Annotated in this window: 15 protein-coding genes; 14 read left to right on the top strand and 1 reads right to left on the bottom strand. The window is 63.1% G+C overall.

The features are described 5' to 3' along the window. Positions 1–4: 4 nt before the first annotated feature. On the bottom strand, positions 5–1603 hold the full coding sequence (locus tag R4P95_RS13375) for an acyl-CoA carboxylase subunit beta (RefSeq protein WP_213575958.1): 1599 nt from the start codon (positions 1601–1603) through the stop codon (positions 5–7). A 227-nt stretch (positions 1604–1830) separates the two neighbouring features. Between R4P95_RS13375 and R4P95_RS13380 the strand changes: the two genes are divergently transcribed. The 14 genes from R4P95_RS13380 to R4P95_RS13445 all read left to right on the top strand — a co-directional run bounded on the left by R4P95_RS13380 (position 1831) and on the right by R4P95_RS13445 (position 16059). After that, positions 1831–2391, top strand: a complete 561-nt coding sequence (locus tag R4P95_RS13380; RefSeq protein WP_213575959.1) for a flavin reductase family protein — start codon at positions 1831–1833, stop codon at positions 2389–2391. A gap of 47 nt (positions 2392–2438) precedes the next feature. Then, a complete protein-coding gene (locus R4P95_RS13385; protein ID WP_317744230.1) occupies positions 2439–3026 on the top strand; it encodes a hypothetical protein in 588 nt (195 codons plus the stop codon). Positions 3027–3479: 453 nt separating this feature from the next. Further along, positions 3480–3893: an SCP2 sterol-binding domain-containing protein gene (locus R4P95_RS13390; protein WP_005563683.1), complete on the top strand. Its 414-nt coding sequence runs from the start codon at positions 3480–3482 to the stop codon at positions 3891–3893. A gap of 46 nt (positions 3894–3939) precedes the next feature. After that, a complete protein-coding gene (locus R4P95_RS13395) occupies positions 3940–5178 on the top strand; it encodes an acyl-CoA dehydrogenase family protein (RefSeq protein WP_213575961.1) in 1239 nt (412 codons plus the stop codon). A 575-nt stretch (positions 5179–5753) separates the two neighbouring features. Then, positions 5754–6470, top strand: coding sequence for an MlaE family ABC transporter permease (locus tag R4P95_RS13400; protein ID WP_230990442.1), 717 nt, complete (start codon positions 5754–5756; stop codon positions 6468–6470). Further along, the gene (locus tag R4P95_RS13405; RefSeq protein WP_213575963.1) at positions 6467–7321 is read left to right on the top strand and encodes an MlaE family ABC transporter permease; all 855 of its coding nucleotides are present in this window, start codon (positions 6467–6469) and stop codon (positions 7319–7321) included. The genes R4P95_RS13400 and R4P95_RS13405 overlap by 4 nt, the downstream gene beginning before the upstream one ends. Before the next feature lie 15 nt (positions 7322–7336). Then, a complete protein-coding gene (locus tag R4P95_RS13410) occupies positions 7337–8536 on the top strand; it encodes an MCE family protein (protein WP_317744229.1) in 1200 nt (399 codons plus the stop codon). Further along, positions 8536–9558, top strand: coding sequence for an MCE family protein (locus tag R4P95_RS13415; protein WP_317744228.1), 1023 nt, complete (start codon positions 8536–8538; stop codon positions 9556–9558). The genes R4P95_RS13410 and R4P95_RS13415 overlap by 1 nt, the downstream gene beginning before the upstream one ends. Further along, positions 9555–10793 (top strand): MCE family protein, encoded by a 1239-nt coding sequence (locus tag R4P95_RS13420; protein ID WP_317744227.1) that lies wholly within the window; start codon positions 9555–9557, stop codon positions 10791–10793. The genes R4P95_RS13415 and R4P95_RS13420 overlap by 4 nt, the downstream gene beginning before the upstream one ends. Before the next feature lie 2 nt (positions 10794–10795). Beyond that, a complete protein-coding gene (locus R4P95_RS13425; RefSeq protein ID WP_317744226.1) occupies positions 10796–12073 on the top strand; it encodes an MCE family protein in 1278 nt (425 codons plus the stop codon). Beyond that, a complete protein-coding gene (locus tag R4P95_RS13430) occupies positions 12073–13218 on the top strand; it encodes an MCE family protein (RefSeq protein WP_213575968.1) in 1146 nt (381 codons plus the stop codon). Before R4P95_RS13425 ends, R4P95_RS13430 begins: the two co-directional genes overlap by 1 nt. Further along, the gene (locus tag R4P95_RS13435) at positions 13215–14636 is read left to right on the top strand and encodes an MCE family protein (RefSeq protein WP_213575969.1); all 1422 of its coding nucleotides are present in this window, start codon (positions 13215–13217) and stop codon (positions 14634–14636) included. Before R4P95_RS13430 ends, R4P95_RS13435 begins: the two co-directional genes overlap by 4 nt. Beyond that, complete coding sequence (locus R4P95_RS13440; protein ID WP_213575970.1) at positions 14636–15313, top strand: hypothetical protein; 678 nt, start codon at positions 14636–14638, stop codon at positions 15311–15313. The genes R4P95_RS13435 and R4P95_RS13440 overlap by 1 nt, the downstream gene beginning before the upstream one ends. Further along, positions 15310–16059 (top strand): hypothetical protein, encoded by a 750-nt coding sequence (locus R4P95_RS13445; RefSeq protein ID WP_317744224.1) that lies wholly within the window; start codon positions 15310–15312, stop codon positions 16057–16059. Before R4P95_RS13440 ends, R4P95_RS13445 begins: the two co-directional genes overlap by 4 nt. Positions 16060–16085: the final 26 nt, after the last annotated feature.

Raw genomic sequence — 16085 nt, forward strand, 5'->3', positions numbered from 1 at the left:
GTACTCACATTCTGAAGACGCCGTAGCCACGCTGGCCGGCAATGTGGTTGGAATGGGCGGCAGACAATGCGATCGCGAGGATCGCGCGGGTGTCACGTGGATCGATGACGCCATCGTCGTAGAGGCGTCCGGAGATGAAGAAGGGATGTGACTCGGCTTCGATCTGTTGCTCGATGGCGGCGGTGCGTGCGGCATCGGCCTCCACGTCGAATTCACGACCCGCAGCCTCTGCGGCGGTCTTGCCGACAATCGACATCACACCGGCGAGTTGCTGGGCTCCCATCACCGCGAGCTTGGCATTGGCCCAGGTGAACATGAAGCGGGGATCGTATGCCCGGCCGGACATTCCGTAGTTTCCGGCACCGAAGGAACCGCCGACGTTGATCGTGATGTGCGGAACCTTGCTGTTGGTGACCGCATTGATCATCTTGGAACCGTCCTTGATGATGCCGCCCTGCTCGTATTCGGTGCCGACCATGTAGCCGGTGGTGTTGTGCAGGAAAATCAGCGGGGTGTCGGTCTGGTTCGCCAACAGAATGAATTCGGTGGCCTTCTTGGCCTCTTCGCTGAAGAGGACACCGCGGTGGTTGGCGAGGATTCCGACCGGAAATCCGTGGATCGATGCCCAACCGGTCACCAGGCTCGACCCGTAGCGCGGCTTGTACTCGGAGAACCTCGAGCCGTCGGCGACGCGCGCAATGACATCCCGGGGATCGAACGGGACCCGTGGGTCCCCGGAGGCGATACCGAGGAGCTCCTCGGGGTCGTACAGCGGGTCGTCGGCTGCCGCGGACGGGGCTGGTCCGAGCTTGCGCCAATTGAGGTGGCTGACGATGTCGCGGCCGATTCTGATGCAGTCGTTCTCGTCGACGGCGAACTGGTCGGCCACACCGGACACACGCGAGTGCATGTCCGCACCCCCGAGGTCCTCGTCATTGGCGTCCTCTCCGGTGGCCATCTTCACCAGCGGGGGCCCACCCAGGAACACCTTGGCCTGTTTGTCGACCAACACCGCATAGTCGCACATGCCGGGGACGTATGCGCCACCGGCGGTGGCGTTGCCGAAGACCAGCGCGATGGTCGGAATTCCCATCGACGACAGTTCACTCAGATCGTGGAAGATCTTGCCGGCGAACACAAAGAGTTCTGATTGCGTCGGCAGGTCCGCACCGCCGGACTCCACCAGGTAGACCACTGGCAGCCGGTTCACGCGAGCGATCTCCAACGCACGCAGATTCTTCTTCAATGTGAAGGGGTTCATCGTTCCGCCCCGCACCGTGGGGTCGTGGGCGATGATCATGGTTTCGACTCCGGAAACGACGCCGACGCCTGTCACGATTGCCGCCCCGACGTTGAACTGAGTTCCCCACGCCGCCAACGGTGACAGCTCCATGAACGGAGCATCGCGGTCGATGAGGAGTTCGATCCGTTCACGGACGAGTAGGCGTCCGCGATCGTGGTGGCGTTGGGTGTACCGCTGGCCACCACCCGCGATGACGAGGTCGAGTTGCTCATTCAGCGCGGCGACCGCAGCGAGCTGCACTCTGCGGTTCTCCTGATAGGTATCCGATGACGTGTCGATCACCGAGTCGAGTACGGGCATCCGTACGCCTTTCTGTCAGATCTGGGGACTCTCACCGACGAGGGCGAGCATCGAAGCTGTGACCAGAGTAACCCAAAAGTGAATCGCCGTACACTTACATCTTGAGATCACCCCGACTCGGCGCTATCGTAGGTGGTAACGCAGCGGCAATCTCAGCTCATGTACACCAGGCTTCACTAAATGCCGAGGAAGATCGCCGTCGGCTGCAGAGAACCTTTCCCGCTTGAATGGAGAATCCGTTGTCCCAGTCCCTCGACAACTCCGCCCACAGGGCGGGAGCGTCCACCACTATCGATGCCGATCTCTACCGGACGGCACTTCGTCGCCATCCCGCCGGCGTCACGATCATCACCCTCGACTCGGCGAACGGACCGGTCGGGTTCACCGCGACCTCGTTCTCGTCTCTGTCACTGAACCCACCACTGGTGTCATTCAATATCGCCCACACCTCGTCGAGCATCAGTGCCCTACACCAGGCACAATCGTTGATCGTCCATCTGGTCGGAGACCATCAACTCCCCCTCGCGCAACGCTTTTCCGCGAGTGCCGATCAGCGGTTCGCTGACGAATCGGCCTGGGTGACATTGTCCACCGGCGAGCCCCTGCTGCGCGACACGCACTGCTGGTTGCGGACCGGCGTGCACCAGCTGATCGAGGCAGGCGATCACACCTTGGTCATCGGGGCGGTCGAGGAAATCCACATCGATGACGCCGATGGAACCTCGGACGCGGCCCCACTGCTTTATCACGAAGGCCGCTACCACCGGGCCGTACCGTTCGGGTCGTAGAACGCCACGGCCACTGCCTCCCCGCACCCAACTGGAGAAAATGTGCCATGACAAGCCTGAACACAACGTCACGACCGGCCCTGAGGGTCGCCGCGGAACTCAACGGCTACGGCCACCACCCCGCACTCAGCATCGACCCTCGGACCGGACGTCCAGAGTCTCGCTGGGTTGACCTGCGCCGAACGGACGACGACGGCGGTCTTCCGCGCGACCACGCGACGATTGTGCGGATACAGGCGGCAGACATGGCCCAAGCTCATCGAGAACGCGCGACGCTGCGATCGGAGATCCAGGCCAAGGGCGGCCATCCCGACGATATCGCGGTGCTCGTCGACATTGCGGTGCTCATCGCCCCGGAGGCCCGGACCGCGCGCAAGGAACTGATGACGCTCGACAGCATGCTGCCGGGCCCACGACCGAGCGAATCCTTGGAATACATCGGCACACCCATCGGACTCGCCAGCCTGATCGCGGATCTGTACGTCGTCGGTGTCGTCGACGGCGTCACCCTTCTGCCGATGTCGGAACCCTCAGTGCTGGACCACGTTGTGAACGAGTCACTGCCGTGGTTGACGCTGCGAGGCGTCTACCCGCCCCCTAGGGGGGCAGCCCTGGCACGAACACCCCTCCGGTAGATCCTGCTGGAACTCGCTCACGTAGGCCGCGTCGATGACGACGCGGCCTTTCCGTATTTCCACAGGGAGGCGGGCGCCTGCCATCCACCCCACCCGACGGCCCGTGGACGCCGGACGCGGGTGAGGCGCGCCGGCGACTCCACACTTACGCCGCTTGCCACCCCCGAGCCGAATCCGGCGAACCCTTCGACCCCGGCCTGCTAATCGAAGCCGCCGACGGTCTCACTGTCGTTCTGCTTGAAACTGTTGCGAAATAACTCATCTCGGCAACTCGTTGTCGAGGCGAGATCGTGGCCGGCGCGCACACGCGCCCCCAGGGCCGTGCGGGCATCTCCAACTGCGCCGCCGACTTATCTCCCCAACGTGGGGGTGAAATCCCTCTTCAGAGGGGTGTGGACGCCGAGTGACCGCTGCCACACTTGGTTCATCCAGCACCGGAACCGAAGGGTCGACATGAGTACATTCGCCAACGCCGACGAGGTCTACACCTATATCGGTGGAATTTTCGACAGAGCCACGAAGGAGAAGACCTTCATCGACGCGACCGCGGGGACCGGTCTGGTGATCAAGCTGATCCAGACAGATCCGGACGCGGTAATGATCATCGACTTCCCGGGACAGAAGGTCACCACGGGCGATGCGACCGAGGGAATGGCGTCCACGGTGCAGTTGCGGATGTCGTCGGACAACAGCAACAAGTTCTGGCAAGGCAAACTCAACTTCACCCTCGCGATGGCACAGCGGAAGGTCAAACTCGACGGCAAACGCTCGGTGGCGCTCAAGCTTCTCCCACTCACCGGCGGCCTGTTCGACGTCTACAAGCAGCTTCTGAAGGAAAACGGCCGAGAAGACCTCTTGATCGACTGACACCACGCTTGAACAACTCATAAACGACAGAGCAATTGGAGTGCACATGCTAGAGCAGGACATGACCGATGAAGAATTCCAGCCCTACTTCGAGAAGGCGGAAGAGCTTTCCAAGTTCTTCCGCGAGATCGGCCCCAAGTACGACGCGGAAAACACGTTCGCTTACCCGTCCATCAAGGCGTTCAAGGAATCCGGACTCGGATCCCTTCCTGTGCCGAAGGCGTTCGGCGGACCAGGCGGCAACCTGCTGCAGGCATCGAAGGTCATCAGTGAGTTGTCCAAGGGCGACTCCGCAATCACGTTGGCCTACAACATGCACTACATCATGGTCGGCATCGCCGGCAACCTGATGAGTGAAGAGCAGAACAAGTACTGGCTCGGACGCGTCGCCGACGGCGAGATCATCTTCGGCCCCTTCTCCGAGCAGCGCGCCGGATTCAGCGGCCTCGCCGACATGAAGGCCATACCCCAGCCCAACGGCGGATGGAAGCTCTACGGCAAGAAGACCTGGGGAACACTCTGCGAGGCCGCGGACATCATCACCACCAACGCGACGATCACCGACGCCGAGGGAAATCTCCCGGAGGACTTCCAGGAGCGCGTCAACGCGGAGAGCTTCTTCATCGGCGACTTCAACGTCGACGAGAACGGCCAAGGTGACGGCATCCGCATCGAAAAGACCTGGGACGCTCTCGGTATGCATGCCACCGGTACGCAAACCATCCACTTCGAGGGCTACTACGTTCCGGAAGACGGGTTCATCTGTGAGTGGCGCTCTGGCGCGTTCGGCGTCCTCGAGTGGGCGTCACTGATGTTCGCGAGCATCTACCTGGGTATGCAGTACCGCGTTCTCGAGGAATCTCGCGCCACCCTGTCAAAGAAGACCCTCGGCGCCACCTTCGGTGCCATCGTCGCAGAAGACACCAAGGTCTCCGGCGTCGGCCACATCATCGACGGTATCGGCGACATGGCCTCGCGCGTGGAGATCTCGCGCAGGGTCCTTTACCAGACCTGCCAGGAACTCCTCGACGGGAAGGACGACGAATGGCCGTTGGAGCTCCGCTTCCCGTACATCGGCCTGGCCAAGACCTTCGTCGCCGAGAACGTCATGCACATGACCAGGCATGCCATGAGCATGGTCGGTGGGTCGTCGTTCCGTAAGGGAGCGATCTTCGAGCGCCTGTACCGCGATTCGGCGGCTTCGATGTTCCAGCCGCTCAACTCCGACCAATCTCGCACGTACATCGGCGAGTATCTTCTACAGCCCGAGCAGCTCAACGACTGATCGGCTTCCACGAAAGCCCTCCGGTGTCCTGTCCTGAGCAGGACGCCGGAGGGCTTTTCGCGTACGCGTCGAGGACCCCATCCGCGCGCGGCGACAGCGGGGCGGATGGGGCCTGTAGACGCGTCGCCGGCGGTTGTCTCCTTGCCGCGGGGCAGGTCGGGCATTCCATACGCCGCTACGGGAGGTCCCATGGGTAAGTACATTGCGGATCACTTTTTCCTTCCCCCCTCCCCCCTCGGGGGGAACTCTGACCCAGTTTCCTGTCACTTTGGGATGAGATTGCTCCTCCAAACGGAGGAAGTGAATCGCGATTTACTTGTGTTGTGATCTAACGTAGCCCTACCATTCAAATGTGATACGGCGCACAACATATCTGGTTGTGGATGGGCCCGAGTAGCCCGATCAGTCGCTCGACACACTTCATTTTCCATTTGACGAGGAGGAAACCGGTGACCGGTTCCCCACCGCTCGCGGTAGATCTGCGTGCACCGGGCCGTGACGCGCCTGTCCGCAAGCCCGGGAAGGCTCGGAGCTGGGCCGAATCGGCACTGCGGCCCCTGGGCGCATTCTTCGAGATGTGCGCGGCGACATTCCGTGCGCTGTTCCGGCCCCCGTTTCAGTGGCGAGAGTTCGTTCTGCAGTCCTGGTTCATCGTTCGCGTCGCGTTGCTGCCTACCCTGCTTGTCGCGGTGCCGTTCACCGTTCTGGTGGTCTTCACGCTCAACATCCTCCTGGTCGAGTTCGGCGCTGCCGACCTGTCCGGTGCCGGTGCTGCACTCGGCGCGGTGACCCAGATCGGCCCGCTCGTGACCGTTCTGGTCGTGGCCGGTGCCGGAGCCACCGCGATCTGCGCCGATCTCGGAGCCCGGACGATCCGCGAGGAGATCGACGCCATGAAAGTACTGGGCATCGACCCGATCCAGCGTCTGGTGGTACCCCGAGTTCTCGGCTCCACCCTGGTGGCGCTGCTCCTGAACGGGCTGGTGATCACGATCGGCATCGTCGGAGGCTTCTTCTTCTCCGTCGTCTTCCAGAACGTCACCCCGGGCGCATACGTGTCGTCGCTGACCTTCGTCACCGGTTTGCCGGAGGTCATCATCTCCGAGGTCAAAGCGTGCTTGTTCGGACTCATCGCGGGTCTCGTGGCGTGCCACCGTGGGCTCACGGTGAAGGGCGGCCCGAAGAGCGTCGGCGACGCCGTCAACGAGACGGTCGTGTACGCCTTCATGGCCTTGTTCGCGGTGAATGTGATTGTCACCGCCATCGGCGTGAAGTACGGAACGGGGCGATGACCGTGACCGACAGCCTGACTGGAAAACGACGAGCATCGAAGGTCGCGGCGGCGCCGCTGCGCTTCCTCGAATCCCTCGGTGAACAGGCAGTCTTCTTCTGGCGAACCATCCGGTTCACTCCGCACGCCCTGAAGACATACTCGCGCGAAACCCTCCGGCTGATCGCCGAAATCGGCATGGGATCCGGGGCCTTGGCGGTGATCGGCGGCACCGTGGCGATCGTGGGATTCATGACCTTCGCCGGCGGAACCCTCGCCGCTATTCAGGGATTCAACTCGCTGGGCAACATCGGCGTCGAGGCACTGACCGGTTTCTTCGCAGCGTTCTGCAACGTCCGGATCATGGCACCTGTGGTCGCCGGTATCGCGCTGGCAGCGACCATCGGTGCAGGCGCCACCGCCCAGCTGGGTGCGATGCGGATCAGCGAGGAAATCGACGCACTCGAAGTGACCGGCATCCGGTCGATGTCCTACCTGGTCTCGACCAGGGCCATCGCCGGCATCGTCGCCATCATCCCGCTGTACTCCATGGCCGTCATCATGTCGTTCCTCGCTGCGCAGGTGACGACCACCGGGATCTACGGCCAGTCCGCCGGCGTCTACAACCACTACTTCTTCACGTTTTTGCGGACGAGCGACCTGTTCTGGTCCTTCCTGGAGGCCTTACTGATGGCCACCGTGGTCATGCTGATCCACTGCTACTACGGCTACAACGCCGCCGGTGGCCCCGCCGGCGTAGGCGAGGCGGTCGGACGGGCCGTACGCACATCACTGATCGCGGTGGTGATGGTGGTTCTGTTTGCCTCACTTGCCATTTACGGAACATCCGGCAATTTCAACCTGGCCGGTTAGACGGGGGACGCGCTGATGGGAACACGCACGAAATCACACTACAAACAGCCACCGCTGCGGGTCGCCGGTGCCGCGATGCTGGTCGGCGTCATCACGGCCTTGGTGCTGTGTATGCAGACCTTTCGCGGGGCCTTCGAGGAAACCGTGCCGCTGACGGTCGTCGCCGACAGGTCCGGCCTGGTAATGGAACCCGGGGCCAAGGTCCAACTCAATGGTGTCGAGATCGGCAGGGTCAAGGAGGTCCAGCAGGTGGCCGGCACCTCGCGACTGAGCCTCGATATCGATTCGGCACGCTTCGACCTGCTATCGGCCGATACTACCGCCGAGATCAAGGCGACGACGGCATTCGGCGCCAAGTATGTCGCGCTGACCAGCGCCTCAGGGCTGGGGCACCTCGCCGCGGGAAGTGAAGTCCGGTCGGGCAACGTTACGACGGAGATCAACACCGTCTTCGAGAACTTGACGTCGGTGATGCACCATGTCGACCCGGCGAAGCTGAACTCGGCACTCGGCGCGGTCGCCGAGGGTCTGCGCGGCCGCGGCGAGCAGTTCGGCGACACCATGGTCAAGGCCGATTCCGTACTCGCCAGACTCAACCCAGTCCTGCCGCAGCTTCAGAACGACCTCCGCGACACGTCCACCGTCGTCAACACCTATGCGGATGTCGCGCCGACCTTGATGGAGCTGCTGAAATTCGCTTCCACGACGTCGGATTCGGTCGTCGAGAGAGAGGAACAGCTCGATTCGACGTTGACCGCGGCGGTGAACTTCGGCAACGACGGCGCGGCGCTGACCAATGACCTCGAGCGCGGGCTGGTCGATTCGATGCGGCTACTGCTGCCGACAACAGGCCTTCTGTCCAAGTACAGCCCCGAAATCACTTGTCTATTAAATCAATCGGTCGACACCCGCGACGTCCTGTCGAACTCGTTCGGTGACAATACCGGCTACTCTCTCGACCTCGATGTCGGGTTCCTTCCCGGTGACGACCCCTATCGTTATCCAAAGAACCTACCGAAGGTCGAGGCCTCCGGCGGGCCGGGCGGGCAACCGGGATGCTATCCAATGATCACCAAAGACATGTATCCGTCGCCCGTACTGGTCACCGACACCGACACCGGCGCCTCGATCGCCGATGCGACCAGCCCCCGTCTGGGTTCCCCGTTCTTCGTCGACTATCTGTTCGGAAACATCGTGGGAGGGCCTGCACGCTAATGAAAATCACTGGAACCATTGCGCGCTTGGCGCTCTTCGCGGTGATCATGGTCCTCTTCACTGCCGCGGTCGTCGTGGTCTTCTCGCAAGTGCGGTTCGGCAGCGAACGCACGTACAAGGCAGCCTTCGCGGACGCATCCGGTTTGAAGTCGGATGAGTTCGTGCGGGTCGCCGGCGTCGAGGTCGGGAAGGTGAAGTCGGTCGAGATCGTCGACGAGGCCACCGCCCTGGTCGAGTTCTCGCTCACGAAGGCCGTGCCGTTCACCGAGTCCACCAAGCTCGCCGTGCGGTACGAGAACCTCATCGGAGCCCACTACCTCGAACTGCTCGACAGCCCGGGGTCCAACACCGCACAGCCCGAGGACTCGACCATCCCGGCGGATCGCACGATGGCCGCGCTGGATCTCGATGCCCTGATCAACGGTTTCCGGCCACTGTTCAAGGCGCTGGACCCCGACCAGGTCAACAAGCTCTCCACCTCACTGGTGAATGTTCTGCAAGGACAGGGTGGAACGGTATCGGACTTCCTGAAACAATCCGGCGAACTGACCTCCGCATTGGCCGACCGCGATCAGCTGATCGGCTCGGTGATCGACAACCTCAACCGCGTACTCGGCACCGTCGACGAACACAACAAGCAGTTCGACGAAGGTATCGACAAGCTGCAGCAAGTCATCAGTGGACTCTCCGAGCAGTCCGACCCGATCGGTGATGCCCTCGTCCGCATCAACGACGCGTCCGCCTCCGTCGCCGACCTCCTGGTGAACGCCCGCCCGGCTATCAGGAACGACGTCACCGAGACCGGACGAGTCGCCGGCAACATCAATGCGGACAAGGACTACGTCAACTGGGCGCTCAGCGCGCTCCCCGATGCGTACGGCCGCCTCGCCCGACTCGGACTCTACGGCGACTTCTTCACGTTCTACCTCTGCGATGTCACATTGAAAGTCAATGGCCCTGACGGCAATCCCGCCCTCATTCCGATCATCGGGCAGCGGGCAGGAAGGTGTACAGCACAGTGAGCCGAACACAGCAATCCAACACGGTACGCACCGGTCTGATCGGCGTCCTGGTGGTCGCGGCCCTGGTGCTGATCTCGGTCAACTTCGACCGTATCGCCTCCACACTGAGCTCGTCGTTGACCTACACCGCATACGTCGGTGACACAGGCGGGCTCGAGACCGGCGACAAGGTGTTCCTCTCCGGCGTCCACGTCGGGGATGTCGAGGACATCGACCTCGACGGCGACAAGGTCCGGATCGCATTCAGTGTGGACGGACCGCCTCTGGGCGTGGACTCAGAGGTATCGATCAAGACACTGACCGTGCTGGGACGAAAGTTCCTGCAAGTCACGCCGAAGGGGGACAAGGTGCTCTCACCCGATCAACCGATCCCGCTCGAGCACACCTCCACCCCCTATCACCTGACCGATGCGCTCGGCGACCTGACGACCACCGTGAGCAACCTGGACACCGACCAGGTCACCAACGCACTGGACACACTGAGCCAAACCCTCGATCAGACCGCACCGAACCTGGGTGCCGCGCTCGACGGGGTCTCCCGACTCTCGGACACTGTGGGCACCCGCGATCAGATGGTCAAGGACCTGTTCCACAACGCGGAGTCACTGACCAAGGTCCTCGGCGGCCGCAGCCAGCAGATCAACAAGCTGCTCCTCGACAGCAACACCCTCTTCACCGCGCTCGATCAGCGCCGACAGGCAATCGACACGCTTCTGGTAAACCTCTCCGCCGTCACCGCGCAGGTGGCGTCGCTGGTCGATGACAACGAAGCCCAACTCCGGCCAGTACTCGATCAACTCAACGGTGTGACAGCACTGTTGAATGAACGTAAGGATGATGTGAAGAAGGCGATCCTGCCGGCAAGCCAATACATCACCTCGCTCGGTGAATCGGTGGCCTCCGGCCCGTTCTTCAAGGCGTACGTCATGAATCTACTTCCCGGCCAGTTCCTGCAGCCCTTCATCGACGCGGCATTCCGGGAGCAAGGCGTCAACCCTGGCACGCTCAACGGGCAAAACCAGTTCCCGGTGACATGTGGACACAACGCGGCCCCTGGGCTGACTCCGCCGGGACACACGACGCCGCTTCCCGATCCGAGCACCTGCCCCGTCCAACCCGGCGTCCCCGCCGCTCCTGCAGCCGCTCCGGCCCAGCCCGGACCGCCCGCACTGCCTGGCCTGCCGCCACTCCCGCAGCTGCCTGGACTTCCGCCGCTACCCGGATTGGGAGGATGACCATGTTCGCGTCTTTGATGGCACGCGGATCGACCCGATGGCGAATCGCAATCCTGACCATCGTCGCCGTACTCGTGGCCGGAACACTCGGGCTCGCGTGGCGCGCGTACGACCGCGTCACCACGAGGTCCGCGGTCGCGTACTTCGAGAACACCAACGGTCTGTACGTCGGGGACAAGGTCAAGATCCTCGGCGTCGACGTCGGAGTGATCGATTCAATCGATCCGGACGGCGAGCGGATGCGGGTGGGGTTCCACTACGACGCCGACTACAAGGTCCCTCAGCAGGCCAAGGCGGCGGTACTGTCACAGAGCCTGATCTCCTCACGTGCGATCCAACTGACACCCGCGTACACCGGCGGCCCCGAACTGAGTGACGGCGGACAGATTCCGATCGAACGCACCGCGGTGCCAGTGGAATGGGACGACCTTCGGGAACAGCTGCAACATCTCGCCGAATCGATCGGCCCGACCGAGGCCAACAAGGCCGGCTCTCTCGGCGATTTCGTGGACACGGCAGCCGAGTCGTTGACCGGCAAGGGTGATGACATCAACTCGACACTGACCAAACTCTCCGATGCCATGTCGACGATGTCGGACGGCCGCGACGATCTTTTCGCCACCATTCGCAACCTCCAGGCCTTCATGACCGCACTCGCCGCCAGCGACGATCAAATCGTCGAGCTGAATCAGAACGTCGCCTCGGTGTCATCGGTGCTCGACAACTCCGATCAAGAACTGGCGACCGCATTGCAGAACATCGATGCGATGACCAGCCGGCTGGGTCAGTTCGTGAAAGACAACCGCGACGGGCTCAGCAAATCGGTGAGCGACCTCGCCGCCGTGACAACGTCTTTGAACGAGATCCGGCCCGACATCGAGCAACTCCTGCACGTCGGCCCGACGGCGATCCAGAACTTCTACAACATCTACGAACCCGCGCACGGGTCGTTCACCGGCGCGCTGGCTGTCACCCAGCTCCAGAACCCGGTGCAGTTCATCTGCGGTGCGATCCAGGCGGCAAGTCAGCTGGGTGCGGCCGAGGCGGCGAAACTGTGTGTCCAACAGCTGGCACCGGTATTGCAGCTCGTGCAGATGAATTACCCGCCGGTCGGAATCAATCCGGTGGCCGGCAAACAGGTCAGACCCGAGCAGATCGACTACAGCGAAGATTGGCTGCGCGGTACGGTCCCTGCTCCCGCAGCTGTCGAGCCCGTCGGCGCACTTGCCGGGCTGGCAGGGCTACTCGGAATCCCGGCACCCGCTGGAGGTGGGCGATAATGGCCAAGAACAAACTCGCCCGGGGTGCCATCGTGGCACTCGTCGGCGGATTCACCCTCACGGTGTCGGGGTGCGATTGGCAAGGCGCCAATTCCCTGCCGCTGCCGGGAACCGCAGGTTCCGAAGACGGCTCGTACACCGTCAAGATCGAGATGCCGAATGTGACATCGATTCAGCGGAACAGTCGGGTACGCGTCGGCGATGTCACGGTCGGCAACGTCGACGATGTGCACCTCGCCGGATGGCACGCCGTCGTCACGGTCTCACTCGAGCCCGACGTCCGACTCCCCGGCAACGCGACAGCGAAGGTGGGGCAGACCAGTTTGCTCGGTTCGTTGCACATCGAACTGGCACCACCATTGACGGAACCACCCGCCGGCGAACTCCGCGACGGCGACACGATCCCGATCGACAACGCCAGCACCTATCCGACCACGGAACAGACACTGGCGTCGGTGTCGACAGTGCTGAACGGTGGAGGCCTCGCACAGATCCAAGAAATCAGTGGTGAACTCAACGCCGGGTTGTCCGGGCACGAGGGAGAAGTCCGCGACCTTCTCAATCAAGCGGATACGTTCAGCGGCAGTCTGAACGAACAGCGCGACGACATCATCACCGCCGCCGAAGGCCTCGATCGCCTTGCCTCGACCGTCGACCAGCAGAACGCCGTACTGGCCGGCGCGCTCGAACGGATCCCGCCCGCACTCGCCATCCTCGACGAACAGCAGAGGAAGCTCACCGACACAGTGACCTCCGTCGGAAACTTCGCCGACTCGGCGAACCGGGTTGTCACGGCAAGCTCGCAAGACGTACAGGGTAACGTTCGTGAGCTCGAGCCGGTATTGCGTGAGCTCGGCAACTCCGGTTCCGACCTCACCCAGGCATTGGGTCTGCTCCCCACGTATCCGTGGCCGCTGGAAAACATTCCGAAGTTCTTCAAAGGTGACGCCGGTAACCTCTCCGCCACCGTCGATCTCACCATGGGTCGCCTCGACCGAGGATTGCTGCAGGGCACACCCCTCGAGGGGTCGCTCACGAACGCCGAAACCGCCCTTGGTCGTACGGAGGGTCGAATTCCGGCGGTCTCGACGAAGAACCCGCTGACGGCCGGACTCGACAACGTTGCGATGAGGGGTACCCGATGATTCTGTCGAAATTCGTCAAGATTCAGCTGATCATCTTCGCCGTCCTCACCGTGATTGCCTTGATCACGATGAGCGTCGTGTACATGCGGTTGCCCGCGCTGGTGGGCGTCGGGCGCTACTCGGTCGCTGTCGAACTTCCGACGAGTGGTGGGCTGTACAGCAGCGCGAACGTCACCTATCGCGGGTCGACCATCGGTACCGTCACCGATGTCACCCCCACCGCCGGCGGGGCACGTGCAACGCTGAATCTCGATAGCTCGGTCCGCATTCCGGTCTCAGCCGAGGCCCAGGTGCACAGCAGGTCCGCGATCGGCGAACAGTACCTCGACTTCGTTCCCAGCTCGCTCGAGGGACCGTTCCTCGAGGATGGGGCGGTCGTCCCGGCGAGCCAAGCGAGTGTGCCGCAAGACATCGGACCGATGATCGACACCCTCAACGCCAGCCTCACATCGATCCCGCAGCAACAGCTGAGCGCACTGATCGACGAGACTCACACGGCGTTCGAGGGATCCGGCCCCTCGCTGCAACGGATCCTCAACGGATCCGACCGTGTATTGGACCAGGCCTACACCGACGCCGACGCCACCACCACGTTGATCAACGACGCGGCACCATTTCTGGACTCCCAAAAGGTCAGCAGCCCCGCGATCCGCGAGTGGGTGGCGAACCTGGCGGGCACCGTCCAACAGGCCGAAGCGAATGACCAGCACGTCCGGCACATCCTGGAAACCAGTCCCGCCGCGGCCAGTGAGGCCAGTGCACTCTTCCAGCAACTACGCCCCACCGCCCCACTCCTGGCGGCCAACCTGACCAGTCTCGGTCAGGTTGCGGTCACTTACAATCAATCACTGGAACAGCTGCTGGTCCTGCTGCCCGCCAGCGTCAGCGCCCTCAAGACGATCAACGTCCCCGATCAGGGAACGTCCAACGGCGCATTCCTCGACTTCAACCTGAATCTGAACGCACCGCCGCCCTGCACGACCGGGTTTCTCCCGGCGTCCGAACGACGCGACGGCTCTGCCGTCGACGCTCCGACGCGCACATCCGACCCGATCTTCTGCGCGGTGCCGCAGGACTCGTCGGTCGCCGTGCGCGGCGCACGGAACCTGCCGTGCATGGACAACCCCGGCAAACGCGCCCCCACCGTGGAGATCTGCAAGAGCGACGAGCCGTACACCTCGTCGGGAACCAATCCCTGGGTGGGGGACCCGACACCGACCACCGGCAACTCGGTCACCCCCGCGTCCCACACACAAGAGCCGGCCGCCCCTCAGATCGGGACGGCAAGCTACAACCCACGGTCCGGCCAGTATCAGGGCAGCGACGGCAGAACATACACGCAAACAGATCTCAGCCGCACGGGATCTCTCCACAGTGAAACGTCGCCCGTACAGGCGATTCTGACAGGAGGCCACTGATGCTCCGACGTAAATCCGACACCGTGTCGGCTGTCGCTGCCGTCCGCGCCGCACTCGACGCACGGCAGGCCGCCGAGGCAGCCGTCGAAGCGGCCGAGGCAGCGGAAGCCGCGGCAGCCGCACAGGAAGATGGCGACACCGGCGACATACCAGCCGTTCGCCACGATCCGCGGCGCCCCAGACCAGGCGCCCGCCGATGGAACACCCTCGCCGCGGCGCTGTTCGCGGTCGTCCTGGTGGGCCTGTTGGTGACCGCGGGCGCCCTCGCACGCGCGCACCAGGACAGCCAGGACGCCCGCGATCAGGATCTGGCCATGCTCGGCGCTGCCCGGCAGTCAGTCCTCAACCTGATCTCCCCGAGCTCGCAGGATCCCGCGGCCGGCGCGGATCGGATCATCAACGACGCGACCGGATCGTGGCTCACCGAATTCGAAGGCACAAAAGATCAGTTCGTCTCCGCCATCGCCGAGTCGAAGACCGAGTCGAGCGGCGAAATTCTCGGTGCCGGCATCGAGGGCAGAAGCGACGACGGCAGCACGACCGTCCTGGTATCGGCGGTGTCGAAGGTAAGCAACGCCGCCGGCGCCAAGGACGAGCCACGAACCTGGCGTCTACGAGTCGGCATCGTCGATGTCGACGGATCCTACAAATTGTCAAAAGTGGAGGTCGTGCCATGACCTGTGAACTCGAGAACAGAAATGTCGCAGCGGAACCGACACAGGAACCGCCCGCCGCGGCCGCATCGAACCCGGCCACCGCCCGGCAGGCCGTCTTCCTCAGATGCGGACTCACCGCGGTCGCACTCAGTGTCCTCGTGGCCACCGGGGCTGTTCTCGAGTTCCCCCTCTGGTTCATCCTTTCGGGCACAGTCGGTGTCCTCGCCATCGGCGCTCTGACCTACCGCAGTGAAAAGGCGTTCACCCGCTCAGCCACCATCAGAGGGCGGCGCACGCGCACCCTGGTTGTGGTGGCGCTCCTGGCCTCTTCGGCGGTGGTCTTCGCCGCCGTGGCACACCTGCACCTCACCGTCCCCGGCGAACGCACCGAACAAACACGGGCCGCTGTCGCCGAGAAGGCCGGTGAACTGACCGCGGGGGTGCTGACCTACAAGGCAGCCACCGTCGAGGACGACGTCGCCCGAGCCAAAAGCCAACTGACCGGCGAATTCTTGGACTCGTACTCAACTCTCACCGCCGAGACCATAATCCCGCAGGCGAAGCAAGGGCAGGTCGAGACGCATTGGGAAGCGAGCGGAACGTCGGTGGTTTCAGCAGAATCCGACTCTGCGGTGGTACTCGTCTTCCTCCGCGGCACCACGGCCAGCGCCGCGAAACCGGATCCGACGTACCTCTTCAGCAGTGTACGAGTACGGCTCGAGGCATCCGGCGATCAGTGGCTCATCTCCCAACTCGAGCCCCTGTGAGATACCCGTGCTGAAACGTCCAAGGA

The organism is Rhodococcus sp. IEGM 27 (assembly GCF_033142305.1).
Taxonomy (GTDB): Bacteria; Actinomycetota; Actinomycetes; order Mycobacteriales; family Mycobacteriaceae; genus Rhodococcus_F; species Rhodococcus_F oxybenzonivorans.

What these genes read in the sequence shown, in the direction of transcription:
- R4P95_RS13405 (WP_213575963.1), top strand. Translation starts at nt 6,467, where the DNA reads ATGACCGTGACCGACAGCCTGACTGGAAAACGACGAGCATCGAAGGTC.
- R4P95_RS13425 (WP_317744226.1), top strand. Translation starts at nt 10,796, where the DNA reads ATGTTCGCGTCTTTGATGGCACGCGGATCGACCCGATGGCGAATCGCA.
- R4P95_RS13375 (WP_213575958.1), bottom strand. Translation starts at nt 1,603, where the DNA reads ATGCCCGTACTCGACTCGGTGATCGACACGTCATCGGATACCTATCAG.
- R4P95_RS13430 (WP_213575968.1), top strand. Translation starts at nt 12,073, where the DNA reads ATGGCCAAGAACAAACTCGCCCGGGGTGCCATCGTGGCACTCGTCGGC.
- R4P95_RS13445 (WP_317744224.1), top strand. Translation starts at nt 15,310, where the DNA reads ATGACCTGTGAACTCGAGAACAGAAATGTCGCAGCGGAACCGACACAG.
- R4P95_RS13400 (WP_230990442.1), top strand. Translation starts at nt 5,754, where the DNA reads ATGTGCGCGGCGACATTCCGTGCGCTGTTCCGGCCCCCGTTTCAGTGG.
- R4P95_RS13410 (WP_317744229.1), top strand. Translation starts at nt 7,337, where the DNA reads ATGGGAACACGCACGAAATCACACTACAAACAGCCACCGCTGCGGGTC.
- R4P95_RS13385 (WP_317744230.1), top strand. Translation starts at nt 2,439, where the DNA reads ATGACAAGCCTGAACACAACGTCACGACCGGCCCTGAGGGTCGCCGCG.
- R4P95_RS13390 (WP_005563683.1), top strand. Translation starts at nt 3,480, where the DNA reads ATGAGTACATTCGCCAACGCCGACGAGGTCTACACCTATATCGGTGGA.
- R4P95_RS13415 (WP_317744228.1), top strand. Translation starts at nt 8,536, where the DNA reads ATGAAAATCACTGGAACCATTGCGCGCTTGGCGCTCTTCGCGGTGATC.
- R4P95_RS13440 (WP_213575970.1), top strand. Translation starts at nt 14,636, where the DNA reads ATGCTCCGACGTAAATCCGACACCGTGTCGGCTGTCGCTGCCGTCCGC.
- R4P95_RS13395 (WP_213575961.1), top strand. Translation starts at nt 3,940, where the DNA reads ATGCTAGAGCAGGACATGACCGATGAAGAATTCCAGCCCTACTTCGAG.
- R4P95_RS13435 (WP_213575969.1), top strand. Translation starts at nt 13,215, where the DNA reads ATGATTCTGTCGAAATTCGTCAAGATTCAGCTGATCATCTTCGCCGTC.
- R4P95_RS13380 (WP_213575959.1), top strand. Translation starts at nt 1,831, where the DNA reads ATGGAGAATCCGTTGTCCCAGTCCCTCGACAACTCCGCCCACAGGGCG.